Raw genomic sequence first — 16,004 nt, forward strand, 5'->3', positions numbered from 1 at the left:
ATTAAGTAAAAAAAATAAAAAAAATTACTTAGTGTAAAAATTACACACTATATTCGTAGTATAAAAATGGAGCCAAATATCAAAAATATAGCTGTACTTACTTCTGGAGGCGATGCCCCGGGAATGAATGCGGCAATAAGAGCTGTTGTTCGTACCGGAATTTACCATGGCATTAATATGTTCGGTGTAATGCAAGGTTATCAGGGTTTAATTACCGACAACATAAAACCAATGGACGCCCGTTCTGTAAGCAATATTTTACACCTGGGTGGAACCATACTAAAAACAGCACGCTGTTTAGAGTTTAAAACCGACGAAGGACAACAAATTGCCTATAATAACCTGAAAAAAAATGACATTGATGGTTTGGTTGTTATTGGCGGCGACGGAACGTTTACCGGTGCCAAACGCTTCTCTGAAACGTTCGGTGTAAAGGTTATAGGCATTCCGGGTACCATTGATAACGATTTGGTTGGGTCTGACTTTACGCTGGGCTACGATACCGCTATTAATACAGTAATTGAGGCCATCGATAAAATCAGGGATACGGCTGATGCACACGATCGTTTATTTTTTATCGAGGTGATGGGTCGCGATTCGGGTTGTATAGCCTTGAGAAGCGCTATTGCCACGGGCGCAGAGGCTGTATTATTGCCCGAACGTGAAACAAGCGTAACCGAATTGATCGAGAAACTGGCGTTGGGTGCAGCCACAAAAAAATCGTCGAGTATTGTAATTGTAGCGGAAGGACATAAACAAGGCGGTGCTTACGATATTGCAAAGCGGGTTAAAGAAACCTTTGATCATTACGATACCAAAGTAACCATTCTCGGCCACCTGCAACGCGGCGGTAGTCCGAGCAGTTTCGATAGAATTTTAGGCAGCAGGCTTGGTTTTGCAGCGGTTAATGCGTTAATTGCAGGTAAAACAGAACAAATGGTTGGCCTAAAAGGCAACGAAATACAAATGACAAGCATTACTGAGGCCTTAACCTCGCATAGTTTTAAACTAGAGCCAGATTTGATGGAGATGACGGAGGTACTTTCTATATAATGGTTGCGGTTGTTTATAGCGGATCGAGAACAGCATTTTGGAAACTTACCCAAAATGGAAAAGTTGTGGCGCATTGCAATACAACGGGTATCAACCCATGTTTTGTAGACCCGAAAACAATTCTTCAGATCTTAAATAAGAAAGTTGCGTTGGTAAACAATGCCGAAAATATAAAGAAGATCTATTTCTTTGCTGCCGGTGCATCATCGGCAGATAGAAAAGAAGTACTGGCCAAAACGCTATCATCGTTTTTCAGATACAGCAAAATAGTTGTTGAAAATGATTTGTTTGGCGCAGCGAAAGCGGCCTGTTACGATAAGCCTGGTATTGTAGCCATGTTGGGTAGCGGATCTAACTGTGCGTATTTTGATGGCAAAAAGCCCATAAATAACAATTTTGGTTTGGGCTACATTCTTGGCGACGAAGGTTCATCGAACTATTTCGGAAAAATGTTGCTCAAAGATTTTTTAAGCAAAACTTTACCGGCCGACCTCGAAAGCAAGTTTATAAAAAATTACAATCTGGATCGCCCTCAAATACTCGAAAGGATATACAATAAGCCTCAGGCAAATATATTTCTTACCTCGTTTTTCGATTTCTTTACGCAAAACATCGAGAACGAGTATATTGTTGAGTTGATTGACCGGGGTTTTGAAAAGCATTTTGAAACCTACATTATACCCATGGTTGAAAAATATGGCGACAAGGAAATACATTTTGTGGGCAAGGTTGCGGCAGAGTTAGAAGAAAGGCTTAAACATGTTGCAGCCAGGTACAACCTGAAGGTTAAAAGTATTATTAAAGAACCAATATTAAATTTATTAAAACATTACACTAATTAACAAAACAATGAGCAAAATTGGAATAAACGGCTTTGGCCGTATCGGCAGACTGGTTTTCAGAGCTGCATTAAAAAGAGGTTTAGATATTGTAGCTATCAACGATTTAATTGAGCCAGATTACATGGCCTATATGTTAAAATATGATACTACACATGGTAAATTCGATGGAACAATTGAAGTTGTTGATGGAAACTTAGTTGTTAATGGAAAAACTATCCGTGTAACCGCTGAGCGCAATCCTGCCGATTTAAAATGGGATGCCGTAGGTGTTGAAATCGTAATCGAATCTACAGGTTTATTTTTAACCCGTGCTGATGCCGAAAAACACATTGCAGCTGGTGCTAAAAAAGTAGTTTTCTCTGCTCCTGCAAAAGACAGCGATATCCCAACTTACGTAATGGGCGTTAACCACGATAAATTAACTGCAGATCAAACAATCGTTTCAAACGCATCATGTACTACCAACTGTTTAGCACCAATTGCTAAAGTATTGAATGATAACTTCGGTATTGTTGAAGGCTTAATGAGCACAATTCATGCGGTAACTGCCACACAAAAAACGGTTGATGGCCCATCTGCTAAAGATTGGAGAGGTGGTCGTGGTGGTTTCTCAAACATCATTCCTTCATCTACAGGTGCAGCTAAAGCAGTAGGTATGGTTCTTCCAGAACTGAAAGGAAAATTAACCGGGATGTCGTTCCGCGTGCCTGTTGCCGATGTATCTGTTGTAGATTTAACAGCACGTTTAGAAAAACCTGCTACTTACGAAGAAATTAAAGCGGCTATGAAAGCAGCTTCTGAAGGCGAATTGAAAGGCGTATTGGGTTATACAGAAGACGAAGTGGTTTCATCTGACTTTGTTGGCGACGATCATGCTTCTATTTTTGATGCAAAAGCAGGAATTTCACTTAACGATAATTTCGTAAAAGTGGTTTCATGGTATGATAACGAATGGGGATACTCTTCGGCCCTTGCTAAATTTGTAGAATATTACGGAACGCTAAAATAAAAAAGAGTTTTTAACTAATTATTAGGCTTTTTAAAGGCAGTATTCGAAAAGAATGCTGCCTTTTATTTTTAAATGTATTTTTCATTAATGAATTGATCATGTTTTCTCTACCGGATTTCATGTTTTATCACTTTCAAGAAGCGGAAATCCATTAAATTTTCTTAAAAAACTACGGAATTTGTTTAACACGCACCACATATCCACTTTATGGATAAAAAACAACAATGATTAGGCTAAATACTACCATATTTTGATAATATTTAACAATCTCTTAACATATTTTTGTGATATATTTGTACCACGGTAGTTTTGAGGTCAAAAGTATTGCAAAAACGGGCTGCAAACAAAAAATGACAAAAAAAATACTGAAAATTTTCTTAGTGTATTTTTTACACTATCAAATTTTTTACTATATTTGTAGAGTGATAAACGAATAGCGTTAGTCACCACAAAAAAAGATAAATCATCTTCTTGAAAAACTTCGGTTAAGATGGAAGATTAAAGACAAAGCCTGGCTCATAACAGGTTTATATTTGGTTAGAAAAAAGAGATACGTCTGGATGGAGTATCTCTTTTCTTTTTTAGGCAGATTTGGTATTTATATTTGGTTAGTTACCCAGCGTTACAACTGGATTTAGTATTTTAAAAGACTGATGTTGCAACCGGCACCGTTGGGCCGAATTATTCTGCGAGCGCTTTCACTTGCTATACATCTTTATATGATGTACTCGAATAAGCGCTTTTCAATCGGTTGGAAGATAAAAAAAATAAGCCTCTAAACTAGAAGAGGCTTATAAAGTTAATCTAAATCGTCCCGATGATTTAATTTCCTTAACCAAATTTAACCATAGCAACGATACTTACCAGCACAAAAATTAATTTGAACCGTTTAGTAACAAAAACTGTAAATAATTGTAAAACAAGATAGTATAACTACAAGTATTTATACTGAATTTGAAAGGGCCTGAAGTATTTAGCGCCTTTCTTTAATTATTCCCAACGAAATTTGGTTAATCCATGTAAATAAGCGCATCTTTTTATCATCATAATCAGGTAAGTTGCCCCATACGGTTAAAAAAGTATCCTCGAGCGCTTTATTGGCCTTAACTGGATCATTAAGCTTGTTGAGTAACATTCCATAAATAGCCGCCGCATAGTGCTTGTACAAAAGGGCAAAGGCCTTTTTATCCTGACTGCGCAACAAACCTACAAAAACCTGTTGATCAAATGGCCAGGTAGGTAGGCTCACATTAGAAACGTGATGAGTGGTGAACTTAAGCAACGATTGCATTTTGTTATGATGTTAAAGCTTAACACCCACAGCATCTATATTGTTCTTAAGGTAATCAGTAATCAAACAACCAGTTGGTGTAATTATCCGGCCTGATAAACGATGTTCGTTATAAGGAAAGGATAGCTTAGAAATAGCACTTCGGGCGCCTGCTCTTTTTAGTGTAAAGGTAATAGCCTACAGAAATTTCATGCGAACCATAATCAAAATTCCCGAGTTCGTTCAGGCTGTAATCGTAGCCATAACCAAAGCGCAGATTCGATTTTACGAAAAGCTCTGCAATTATGCCTGCCGCAGCCCTGTTGGTTAAATCAACCTGAAGATTCTTTTTCGGGTACATTTTAACTGACGTTCGGTACACGCCTCCTATCCACAAGCGCTCTTTAATTAATAAAAACGCATTTAAATCTAACGATGTAGGCCCGTGTAAGTCATCTTTGATTAAAAAAGTCGGCTTGAAAACAAAATCGTCATTTAACTGGAATGCCATGCCGGCCGTTAGGTACAAATGAGGCTCTAATTTAATATTGATCGATTCGTAATCGTTGGAACGGGACATGGATTTCGACAGCAGATTATCGGCAGAAAAGCCAACAAAAAACTTCTCATTAGAATAATGAATGCCTGCACGGATATTCGGTAAAATCTGACTTACATATCCGGCAGGAATCCTGTTATCGCCTTGCTCTATCGGGTCGAGCAAATTACCATTAAGTGATGCCTGCGTTACACCCACCCCTAAACCAAATGCAAAAATATTCGTTTCCGTACGGTCGAGCTTAATCCGGTAAGCGAGGTTCGCCGTGGCATTTAGCGAACTTTGTGCACCAATTTTATCTTTTGATACCATCAGCCCGATACCGAGGCTTTCGTCGTTTATCGCTTCATCGGCCGATACAGACAAAGTTTGTGGCGCTCCCCTAACGCCAGTCCACTGTGCCCGTGCAAATGCCTGAATATAAAGCTCCTCCTTGTACCCCGAATAGGCTGGGTTAATGTACATTCCATTAAAAACATATTGGCCGAACTGCGCATTTTGTTGTGCAAAAAGCCTTGCCGATGCCGTAATCATAATTAAAACAAAAACTATCCTCTTCGAAATCTTCATACTTATTTTGTTCTTATTACCTTACAATAGTAACGTAACCCTTATATTCCTGCCATGCAGATGAGCCATTTCTAACCTTTACCACATAGAAATAAGTTCCATCGCTTAAGCCAGGCGCTGTCCAATCGTTTAAATATCCCTTCGATTGAAACACGGTACTTCCCCACCGATTAATTACCGTTACATCGTTCGATTCAAATGCATTTAAATGCTCGATATAAAAAGCGTCGTTCTTGCCATCGCCATTGGGCGTAAACACGTTTGGTATCCTCAAGCCCGAAATTTCTTTACGATCTGTCGATGTATTGTTAGCTAAGTTCGGGTCGGGCTCGCTAGCGGTTACTGTTGCTGTATTATTTACCGTTCCGGGCAGTTTCGATCTTACCTTGATCACGAGTTCGGCAAACTTCTGATTACCCAAAAAGGCAATATTCCAGTTAATAGCCCTTTCGTTTACATCGTAACTGGCTGTACCATCAGTCGGCTCGCCCAGACTTTCAAAAACCAGGTTATCTGGCAAGGCATCTTTTACCTTAATCTGGTTTGCATCATCAGCGCCATTGTTTCGCACATTTAAATAGTAATCGAAAATTTGATCGCTCAAAACGGTTCTCGTCTCCGATCTTTTGGTAATCGATATATCGGCCGATATGGCAGGCAAAACAACCAAACGCACCTGGTCCGACGCATCAGAGGTACACCCGAAACTGTTCATGGCTACTACTTTGTAAATCCCTTCGGTGGCGGTAATCAGCTGTCGGTTCTTTTGTCCTTTTATTACTATATCATCCTTAAACCATAGGTACGTGCTTGCCCCTGCCGAAGTTGCCTGCAGCACCGCCGACGATCCTTTCCTGATCGTTACAGTTTGCAGCTCTTCGCCAGCCGATTGGCTAAATCCTGTTTTTGCAAAAAATGCCAGGAAAGCCAAAAGCAGGAAGGAACAAAGCCTTTGCCTCATTTTTATCTTAGGGTGATTAAAAATTATTGTTAAAAAGTAACTGCCGCAGCTGTACCGTTTGCTGTACCTACAGTAATTGTTGGTTTACCTGGTTTAGCGGTTATGGTTACGTCGTGATCAATTGTTTGAGGGCAATATTTATTACCGCCAATCAAGTAGCCCACTTTTAAACGATAAGTTGTAGTGCCTACAGTTGACGATGCCGTAGTGGGCGTGTAATTTTGGCTTGTTGCGCCAGCAATTGCCGTTTCAGTACCGCCCGAAACCTTATACCATTGATAAGCAAGCGTAGTAATCGAAGTTTCAGGATTGTCTACTGTTGCAGTTTGTTCTAAAGGTGTTTCGATACAGAAACCTGCAGGCGTAAACGCTGGGATTAAAGGCTTAAGCACATACACCGGAATCTCTTGCATTTCCGATTCGCAGGATCCTGCTTCGGTTTTTTTAGAGGTTAGATAGTAGTAACCAGTGTTTAAATCGGCCGCCGGAACCTTGTTTCCGTTCGTTAATGTAATACCTGTTGATGGTGTGGTGGTTTGCGTGGCGCTGTACCTTAAAATCCAGTCTTCGCCAGCAGCAGGTGCTGGTAATGTCAGGTCCGATCCTTGGCAAAACAGGTTTACACCAGTGGTTGTCGGTGTAACTTGTGCCGAACCGCGGTAGATGCTGCAAATAAATAAGAATGCAACGGCTAAGAGTGTTTTTGTAATTGTGTTCATGGGGATTGATTTTTTGTTGTTTTTTGTCTATTTAATATTGGGATGTTGGATGCACCATTACATGTGGCGCAGCCGGTTTTGGATTTATTTTTATACTAAAATTGATGGACGTACTGCAACCAGCAGCATTTTGAATGGTTAAAGTACCATTGTAGGTACCAGCCACAGCATGTTCGGAAACATTAAATGGAATATTGCCCACGGGCAAGGGTTGGTTAACAACGGCATCGAAACCTCCGGTGAGCCAGCTGATGCTGTACGTTGTTGGGTTGTTTACCGCAGCGGTGTAACTTAACGATGAGCTTATCACCCCTGCACAAAACTCCGGCTCCGGGCCGAGGGTTAAATTTGGCAAGCCCGTTACCGTAACCACAAAGTCCTGCTTTTTTTCTTCACAACCAGTAGCCGTGGCCGTTATCGTAGCAGTCCCTGCAAATGTCGCCGACCACGCAACCTCGCCCGTGGTAGCATTTATGGTTCCGGCCTGCAATGGTAATAGCGAATAAACTATGCCGTTGGTATTACTTGCAGTTGCTATATAAGTGTTTGTTCCTGAACCTGTACATCGCTTATCAACAAGGCCGCTATTAAACACCGGTTGGGTCACGTTGTTGTTCACGGTAATTTTACCCGTTATGTTTATGGCAGCGCCCTGGGTGGCCGAAATGGTGTAGGTTTTTTCGGCTGTGGCCTGCATTGGTGTTCCGCTAATCGTTAATTTTTTGGTTGTGGAATTATAACTTGCAGTTATTCCGGTTGGCAAGCCCGCAACCTGAACTCCCGTTGTTGCCGCAGGAATATCGTAAACTATCGGGTTCATTACCGTATTTACGCAAAGTACCCTATCGCCCGAACCGGTGGTGGTTGATGCCGAACTTTGATCGTTATTGCTTACCTGATCGGGCTGCGAGCCGGTTATGGTAGCCGTATTCGTATTTACCCCGGTTTGAACCACTTTGGCGGTAATTTTTAATGTGGCAACGGCTCCGCTGGCCATATCGCCGATGGTCCAAATGCCAGAGGTGGCATTGTAGCTTGTACCTGCAGATGCTACGCTTGATACATAGGTATAACCAGCTGGCAGCTTGTCGGAAACTGAAACGCCTACTGCATTTCCGTTGCCAAGGTTTTCTGCCTTTAATGAGAATACCACGTTTGTATTAAGCTCAGGATAAGCAACATCTACCGTTTTGGTAATGGAGCGATCGATGTTACAAAGCGAAATGGTAACGGGTAAAGAGGGTGCACTAATGCCACATTCTAACTGGGTGGTAACCGTATAGCTCCCCGATGCGCTGGCTACATGGGTATTGTTGGTGGCCCCATTAATAATAACCCCGTTGAGGTACCATTGGTAGGGGCCTGCATTTGGCGTGGCCGTTAGTGTTGCTGTTGAGCAATCGGCCTGGCTTACGATGGGTTGGTCGGCTTTTTCTGCGAAACGGGAAATAAAGTTCGACATTGAGAAACCACTGCTTTGCTGTACCATAGAAACGGTAAGTCGGCTGGCACTGGTAATAACAATGGTGTTTGGGGAGCCAATGCTGGTTTGGGTAAAGCTGATTAACGATAAGCCTGAAGTACCCAGTGGTTTACGTGCACCTACGCTTGCAATAGTTTCGATGTCTTTATTCGAATATGGAGATGATCCGGTTGTAGTTAAATAAATTTTATCGGAACTTTTTGTAATGATGTAGCCAAAATAAGGCAGGTCTGCACTGGGCACATACGCGGTAAATTTAGTGGTTTCTACTCTTTTTGATCCTGAACAAGACGATATTGGTACCAGTGTTGCCACATCAACCTCGCAACCACCACCTACCGATATACCTGCTGTACCTGAAAACACTTCGATATTTTTTGTAGCTACAATCCAGCTCGAAGAGTATCGTCCGGTATTTGACGTTGTGCTATAATTACCGGTGATATACCCATGGTTGAAGGTCTGTTTATCTCCGGGCTGGGCCAATGTATAAGTTGCTGTTGCCCGCTGTACGCCGTTTTGGTCATAATGAATTACGGTGAAGCTGGTGTTCGCCTCGGTAGCAATTACAGTGGTTTGCTCTGCTGTGAGGTTACCCTCTCCCCTAACCACCACATATTCTGCCCCTAAAGAGGCTATCGGTGGGATGGGATTGTAAGCACCGTCTCCACAGCCCCCGGGTGCATCAAGATCGGCTGATACGTTCATTACTGCAGAGCCGGAAGATTCTACTAAGGTGCCAATTGGGGCCGTAAATAAATAACTTTGCCCGGCATTAAGCGTTGTAGTAGCCACGCCCCCTATTTTGATACTGGTATTGTTTTCTATGGCCATAATGCTATAGAATGGCGGGTGAACGCCACTGGCCAAATTACCATCGCGATAGTAGCCCACCCGAAAAGAAGTACCAATTGCTGCATCGCCAAAGCTGAAGAGCGATGCATTTCCTTTAATATTAGCATCGTTACCCTCGCTACCCAGGTTATCTGAGGCTACGTTCCGCAGGTTGACAGAAATTGATCCTGTTGCCTCAACAATTAAGCCGGCGGCATTAAGCACGGTGTTGAGGGCGTAAGCGGGTGCATCTTTAGGCAAGCCGGTAAAGCGGTATACCACCGGTGTTCCCTGAGCACAGGCAAAAGTGGTAATTACGGTCCCGTCACTCTTCGATATCGTTCCTGTAACCGAACCATTATCAGAAGTAATTACAATTTCGTTGGCCTTACTCCAATACTGCCAGGGTGCTGGTGCAATATAATGTTTAGAATAGCTTGGTGGTAAAAAATTACTGGTGTTGTTAATCTTGCTGCCGTACACGCTGCCTATGGCGACTGATAATATCACCAGAACCATTAAAATAGTACAGAAGAGGCGAAGTAGATTTTTAACCATATTTATTGTCAAAATCCACTAAGTGAAAATTTCAGAACTCATCTAAAGCTGGTGGCTACTTAGACAAGTTAGGCACAACAGACTGCCAGGCAAAAACTTAATTATTTTAGCAGCTACTGTTGTATGTATAAATTAAAACACGGGATTTGACACGAAAATACTTAAAAAACGGGAATGAAAGGTATTTGAAGCGTGATTTGCAGGTTGGATTTATGGATCGGACGGTATAAATCTGCACATTAGAAAAAAATGTAAATTTAATTCTACACACTCTGCGTGCGTTTAGTACTCATATTTTACTTGTCGCTTAAATACTAAATCATTTTAACACCCTTAATATCAAACAATTGATACAAAAATCTTGCTGTTTTGCGACAGATTTTTACCGAATTTAAAAAAAGTGAAAATATTTTTAAACATTATATCAACATATTTCCATTCTTAGGGTTATAATCGACACTAAGCCAAAGCTTTGTATTTAGGTATTAATAGAAACGGCCGCGTGTTCAGAGGTAGTGTTTCGAAAAAGAAAGGAGTTTGGATAGAAGGTTTAACATCATCAAAGGAAGCCATCTTGTCATTGCCCCAAAGGGGCTACTTTGTAGCGAAGCCACGCTTGTGCGAGCTGAAACAGTCTTTGCAACGGCCGCCATAGAGAGATTGCTTCGTACCTTGCGATGACGATCATTCATAGAAACTGTCATTGGTAGAGGTCAGTTTTAGAAAAAACAAAGGCGTTGGGATGACAGGTTTAAACGCTGTCCTGAGTGCAACGAAGGATCCGCAAGCGATGAAAAACAAAACGCCAATAACGCACTGCCTAAAAAAGAGCGGAGTGTATGGGCAAGGGCGTTGAGAAGTAGTTTTACGGATGCTTTCCGAGAAATCCCATCGTGTGGACACATCTCTTCGATCATCCGTCAATCTTTTCGAATTCAGTTCTTCATCGATTGAAGCAATCTCATGCGAGATAGCATTTAATCAAAGCAGATTGCTTCGTACCTCGCTACAAAGTAACCCCTTTGGGGCACTGACGATCATTCATAGAAGCTGTCATTAATAGCTTGACCAGCGATCTCAATGCGCAAAATGCCTTATAAATTGCGGAAATTATTAGTTGCCATTAACAACGAATATTGTATATTTGCACCTCTTTGGATGCTTCCACTCCAAGGATGAGAAAGCCTTTCAGCAATGAAGGGCTTTTCTTGTTTAAACTTATTTACTTTTGAAAATAACGGTTGCCAAGGGCGGAAGATTAATATCTATTGAATACTGCTGATTGTTAAAGCCGTCTTTATTAGGCACAATGTCGCCTTTATTATTAATTCCACTGCCGTAATAGGTAATATCATCGGTGTTAAAAATCTCTTTCCATTTGCCTTTAAACGGAACGCCGATTCGATAATGCTCCCTCACAACAGGGGTTAAATTAATGGCGATAACCAAGGTATCTTTTGGTTTGGGCCCCTTGCGCATATATACAAATACAGATTCGTTTGTATTATCTGCATCGAGCCATTCAAAACCTTCGTGGCTAAAGTTAAAATGATATAAGGCGGGTTCTTTCCGGTATAAAAAATTCAGTGCCTTAACCGTTTCCTGCATTCCTTTATGCGGAGGGTACTGTAACAGGTGCCAATCGAGCGATTGGGTAAAATTCCATTCGTTGGTTTGCGCAATTTCATTTCCCATAAACAGTAGCTTGGCTCCGGGATGGGTAAACATGTAGCCGTAAAGCGCCCTTAAATTGGCAAACTTTTGCCAATCGTCTCCCGGCATTTTATAAAGCATCGGCGATTTACCGTGCACCACTTCATCATGAGAAAATGGCAACATAAAGTTCTCGGTAAAGGCGTAGGTCATGCTGAAACTCAATTGGTGATGATGATGTTTACGGCCCAACGTGTCTATTTTGAAGTATTTAAGCGTATCATTCATCCAACCCATCATCCATTTCATGCCAAAACCAAGGCCGCCGGCATACACCGGATGGGTTACGCCCGGATACGTGCTGCTTTCTTCGGCAATGGTTTGCACGCCTTCGAAGTTTCCATACACAGCAACATTGAGATCTTGAAGAAACTGGATGGCTCCCAGATTTTCACTTCCCCCGTATTCGTTTGTAGCCGCATCGCCCTCCTCTCTCGAAAAATTGTAATACAACATCGAAGCTACCGCGTCAACGCGAAGTCCATCCGCATGGTATTGATCTAACCAGAAAAGTGCGTTACTGATCAGGAACGAGCGTACTTCGTTTCTATCATAATTAAAGATGTACGATTTCCAATCGGGATGAAAGCCCTTGCGCATGTCGGCATGCTCATAAAGGTGCGTTCCATCAAATTCGTAAAGACCGTGTCGGTCTCCGGGAAAGTGCGAGGGTACCCAATCTAAAATGACAGCGATATTGGCCTTGTGCAATTCGTCGATTAAGTACATTAAATCCTGCGGCGATCCGTAGCGGGAACTTGCACCGAAATAGCCCGTAATCTGATATCCCCAACTGGGAAAAAACGGAAATTCCATTACTGGCATCAGTTCTACGTGTGTAAAACCCATTTCTTTAACGTAAGGAACAAGCCTGCCTGCAACTTCCCTGGCATTGAGCACACGTTTAGGGTTATCTGGGTCTCGTTCCCACGAACCTAAATGAATTTCGTACACGGTAATGGGCTGGTCGAGCGCATTTAATTTTGCCCGCTTACCAAGCCAGGCCTTATCTTTCCATGTATAATCCGTATCCCAAACAATAGAAGCGGTTTGGGGCGGATGCTCCCACCGGCGGGCATACGGATCGCCTTTAAGGTGCTCCGACTCGTCAAATCCCTTTACAAAGTATTTATAGGTTTCGCCCTTAGCTACGTCGGGAATAAATCCCTCCCAAACACCAGATTTGTCCCACCGCTTGTTCAAGGGGTGCGATTCGCGATTCCAATCGTTAAAATTGCCCGCTACGCCGACTTTAATGGCATTTGGCGCCCAAACTGCAAAGTAAGTCCCTTTTACACCGTCAACAGTAATTAAATGAGAACCCAGTTTTTCGTAGAGCCGGAAGTGCTTTCCAACGAGAAAAAGATCAACATCATAATCAGTAAATAAACTGTAAGCCCAAACGGATTTACTTTTATCAATTTTAACTGGAGACGATTTGCCTGGTGATACTTTTTTCGTTTTCGACATAGGATTTTGACTAGATAAGTGAAGCCCCAATGCTAAACAGCATCAGGGCTTAAAAGATTTACAAAGTTGAAATTTGTATTTCGCTGAAGTTTTTATTGCACTTAAAGTGAAGAATATTTTTATCATCTGTATAAAAATCGCTCACTTCCTTGTTATCAACAACTATTTTTTTAACCTGAAATTTGAGGCCCATTACATTGCAAACATAGAATTCGTAGTTTGGCGTATAAAGCCCTTCTATGCGCTGGTTCACTTTTAGCAGCTGTGCATCACTCTTTACCGTAAATTTCTTTTCCAGGTAAATATCCTGTTCAAAGGCAAAAGTATCTCCGTGGTCTTCGTACATGTATGAGTTTACTTCGTAATCGCTCTGATAAATGTTCAATACCACTTCGGTAATGGCTTTTTCATCAACGTACTGCATTACAGGGTATTCAGGCACAACCGATCCGGCACGCACAAAAATCGGCATGCTATCGATTTTGGCTTCAACCGTGTATTCATTGCCGCCCTGAAGCACTTCATTTGTCCAGAAGTTATACCATGTTCCCTTGGGAAGATAAACTTTTCTGGAGATTGCACCTTGTTCTAAAACGGGGCATATCAAGAGCTTATCGCCGTAGCAGAACTCATCCTGACGGAAGCTGTTGCTAATATTTTCCTGCTCGAGCATTACGAGCGGCCTTAAGATTGGGAAACCGTAACGGTGGTGCTCCCAGAAAACGGAGTACAGGTATGGCATTAAGCGATACCTTAATTCGATAAACTTGCGATTAATATCTTCGAAAAACTCGCCGAAGCTCCAAGGCTCGCGTTCTGCGGTATCTCCTGCAGAGTGCGCCCTCATAAATGGCGAAAAGGTGCCGAGTTGAATCCAACGAGTAAATAATTCGCCATCTGGCTCACCGCTGAAACCGCCAATATCGGTACCACAAAACGGTACGCCCGAAACGGAAAGGCGTTGACACTGAATATTTCCTATCTTTAAATGTTCCCAGGTGGCGATGTTATCGCCTGTCCAAACGCTGGCATATCGCTGCATGCCCGAATAACCTGCTCGGGTAATGGTGAACGGCCGTTTGTTGCGCATTAGCTTTTTCAATCCTTCGTAAGTTGAGCGGACCATTTGCATGCCGTAAACGTTATGGGCCTTGCGGTGCGAACCGCGGTAGCCATCGTAATTGTGGCGTACATCGTTAGGGAAAGTTCCTGAACCAAAAACTGCGGGCTCGTTCATGTCATTCCAGAAGCCGGCCACGCCCATATCTACCAGTTCTTTATATAAATTGCCCCACCAGGTTCGTACTTTTGGGTTTGTAAAGTCGGGGAATTGGCAACGTCCCGGCCAAACATGGCCTTCCATATAATAATCATCGCTCCTGCGACAGAAGAAACGTTTTTCCTTGCCTTCTTTAAAAACCCAGTAATCGTCGTCGACCTTAATTCCGGGGTCAATCATCACCACGGTTTTAAAACCGTCGTCTGATAGCTCTTTGATCATTTTCGGCGGATCGGGAAAGTATTTTTTGTTCCATGTAAAGCAACGGTAGCCATCCATGTAATCGATATCAAGATAAATAGCGTCGCAAGGTATTTTTCTTGCCCTGAACTGTTTGGCTATTTCTTTAACTTTTGCTTCGGGGTAATAGCTCCAACGGCACTGTTGATAACCTAACGTCCATTTCGGAGGCATTGGGTGAGTGCCGGTTAAGGTGGCGTAACGCTTTACCACATCCATAATGTGCGGTCCGTGAATGTAATAATATTGCAGTTCGCCCCCATCGGCCCAAAAACTGGTTTTATTGGTATCTTCTGCACCAAAATCGAAGTACGACTTAAAGGTGTTATCGAAAAAAATACCATAGGCAGCTTGATTGTGCAACCCCATGTAAAACGGTATTGTCCGGTACAACGGATCCTGATTCCAGCCGAAAGAGTAGGCATCAGTGTTCCAGTTCTCGAAACGGCGACCGCGAAGGTTGAAATTGCCCGATTTATCGCCGAGCCCGAAAAAGTTCTCCTCGGGATGACAACTCTTGGTGGCATAGATATAATATCCACCAAAATCTACATTCTCTTCCCAGTGCATCGAGTTTGCCTCCTCAACCATTACCAAATTGGTGATGTTATCGGAAAAGGAGATATGAAAATTCGATTTTTCGATTTTACAGGTTACTGAATGGGTTGAAACGGTATAGTGATCTTCGTGTTCGTTCATTTTGAACACCGATACTTTTTGATCGACCTCGGGCACGGCATATGAAAAATCATCTAAAAAAACACCATGCGGTGCAAGGCGAACGCGAATAATGTCATCGCTCACCACCCGAATTTCTACCCGGGCATCGCCATCGGAAAAATAAAACCGATTGCCTTCTTTTTTTACCTTTTTAACCGTGCCTAAGTATTGTTTTACAATCGGCTTTACAGATATGTCAACAGGATTGTTTAAGTGCTGAATCTCTTGTTCTTTTTCAATCAAATCACTTACTTCGTTTGGTTTATCGTTTTGCGCTTCCATCCCTTATTTATGTCAAATTTAAAATACCTCTCTCAATTCAGAGAAGCTTAAGAAAGCACTATAATACAAATATTTTTATAAAGGGATGAAGTAAATGATGAAAATTAGTTCATTGGTTCATTGAGTTCATTGGTTCATTAGGTTCGCTCGTTCTTCAGTCATCGGATGAATTCCTAACAGGGTCGCTAGATTCATCCGATGACTAATTGAATTCATTGGTACTTAATGATCATTGGTAGATGGGTTAATTGGCTATTGATCATTTGAGAACCGTCAACTGAAAACTGGTTAGCAGAATCACACGCGGCACGCGTGCGCTAGCATGCTCGCTCGTTCTTCAGTCATCGGATGAATTCCTAACAGGGTCGCTAGATTCATCCGATGACTAATTGAATTCATTGATACTTAATGATCGTTGGTAGATGGGTTAATTGGTTATTTA

Annotated in this window: 10 protein-coding genes; 3 read left to right on the forward strand and 7 right to left on the reverse strand. The window is 42.1% G+C overall.

Annotated features, from left to right (window positions below):
- Positions 1-66: 66 nt before the first annotated feature.
- From pfkA to gap, 3 genes are read left to right on the forward strand one after another with little or no spacing between them, the layout of a single operon-like run.
- Complete coding sequence (gene pfkA, locus IZT61_RS07465) at positions 67-1,053, forward strand: 6-phosphofructokinase (protein ID WP_196100541.1); 987 nt, start codon at positions 67-69, stop codon at positions 1,051-1,053.
- Positions 1,053-1,895: a hypothetical protein gene (locus IZT61_RS07470; protein ID WP_196100542.1), complete on the forward strand. Its 843-nt coding sequence runs from the start codon at positions 1,053-1,055 to the stop codon at positions 1,893-1,895. The genes pfkA and IZT61_RS07470 overlap by 1 nt, the downstream gene beginning before the upstream one ends.
- A 7-nt stretch (positions 1,896-1,902) precedes the next feature.
- A complete protein-coding gene (gap, locus tag IZT61_RS07475) occupies positions 1,903-2,904 on the forward strand; it encodes a type I glyceraldehyde-3-phosphate dehydrogenase (protein WP_196100543.1) in 1,002 nt (333 codons plus the stop codon).
- Between the two features lie 973 nt (positions 2,905-3,877).
- Here the strand turns inward: gap and IZT61_RS07480 are convergent.
- The 7 genes from IZT61_RS07480 to IZT61_RS07510 form a co-directional block, all read right to left on the reverse strand.
- The gene (locus tag IZT61_RS07480) at positions 3,878-4,195 is read right to left on the reverse strand and encodes an RNA polymerase sigma factor (protein ID WP_196100544.1); all 318 of its coding nucleotides are present in this window, start codon (positions 4,193-4,195) and stop codon (positions 3,878-3,880) included.
- Between the two features lie 127 nt (positions 4,196-4,322).
- On the reverse strand, positions 4,323-5,303 hold the full coding sequence (locus IZT61_RS07485) for a PorP/SprF family type IX secretion system membrane protein (RefSeq protein WP_196100545.1): 981 nt from the start codon (positions 5,301-5,303) through the stop codon (positions 4,323-4,325).
- A 16-nt stretch (positions 5,304-5,319) separates the two neighbouring features.
- Positions 5,320-6,264 (reverse strand): T9SS type B sorting domain-containing protein, encoded by a 945-nt coding sequence (locus IZT61_RS07490; protein ID WP_196100546.1) that lies wholly within the window; start codon positions 6,262-6,264, stop codon positions 5,320-5,322.
- Positions 6,265-6,293: 29 nt separating this feature from the next.
- On the reverse strand, positions 6,294-6,983 hold the full coding sequence (locus IZT61_RS07495; protein WP_196100547.1) for a hypothetical protein: 690 nt from the start codon (positions 6,981-6,983) through the stop codon (positions 6,294-6,296).
- 31 nt (positions 6,984-7,014) lie between these two features.
- Entirely contained in the window at positions 7,015-9,858 is a 2,844-nt protein-coding gene (locus IZT61_RS07500) for a DUF11 domain-containing protein (RefSeq protein WP_196100548.1), read from the reverse strand.
- A gap of 1,218 nt (positions 9,859-11,076) precedes the next feature.
- The gene (gene glgB, locus IZT61_RS07505) at positions 11,077-13,041 is read right to left on the reverse strand and encodes a 1,4-alpha-glucan branching protein GlgB (RefSeq protein ID WP_196100549.1); all 1,965 of its coding nucleotides are present in this window, start codon (positions 13,039-13,041) and stop codon (positions 11,077-11,079) included.
- A 58-nt stretch (positions 13,042-13,099) separates the two neighbouring features.
- Entirely contained in the window at positions 13,100-15,562 is a 2,463-nt protein-coding gene (locus IZT61_RS07510; RefSeq protein WP_196100550.1) for a glycoside hydrolase family 31 protein, read from the reverse strand.
- Between the last annotated feature and the right edge of the window lie 442 nt (positions 15,563-16,004).

The sequence above is a fragment of the Pedobacter endophyticus genome, assembly GCF_015679185.1.
Classification (GTDB): Bacteria; Bacteroidota; Bacteroidia; order Sphingobacteriales; family Sphingobacteriaceae; genus Pedobacter; species Pedobacter endophyticus.

Bases quoted from the DNA above. Each gene is read 5' to 3' on its own strand.
- pfkA (WP_196100541.1), top strand. From the start codon at position 67: ATGGAGCCAAATATCAAAAATATAGCTGTACTTACTTCTGGAGGCGAT.
- IZT61_RS07470 (WP_196100542.1), top strand. From the start codon at position 1,053: ATGGTTGCGGTTGTTTATAGCGGATCGAGAACAGCATTTTGGAAACTT.
- gap (WP_196100543.1), top strand. From the start codon at position 1,903: ATGAGCAAAATTGGAATAAACGGCTTTGGCCGTATCGGCAGACTGGTT.
- IZT61_RS07480 (WP_196100544.1), bottom strand. From the start codon at position 4,195: ATGCAATCGTTGCTTAAGTTCACCACTCATCACGTTTCTAATGTGAGC.
- IZT61_RS07485 (WP_196100545.1), bottom strand. From the start codon at position 5,303: ATGAAGATTTCGAAGAGGATAGTTTTTGTTTTAATTATGATTACGGCA.
- IZT61_RS07490 (WP_196100546.1), bottom strand. From the start codon at position 6,264: ATGAGGCAAAGGCTTTGTTCCTTCCTGCTTTTGGCTTTCCTGGCATTT.
- IZT61_RS07495 (WP_196100547.1), bottom strand. From the start codon at position 6,983: ATGAACACAATTACAAAAACACTCTTAGCCGTTGCATTCTTATTTATT.
- IZT61_RS07500 (WP_196100548.1), bottom strand. From the start codon at position 9,858: ATGGTTAAAAATCTACTTCGCCTCTTCTGTACTATTTTAATGGTTCTG.
- glgB (WP_196100549.1), bottom strand. From the start codon at position 13,041: ATGTCGAAAACGAAAAAAGTATCACCAGGCAAATCGTCTCCAGTTAAA.
- IZT61_RS07510 (WP_196100550.1), bottom strand. From the start codon at position 15,562: ATGGAAGCGCAAAACGATAAACCAAACGAAGTAAGTGATTTGATTGAA.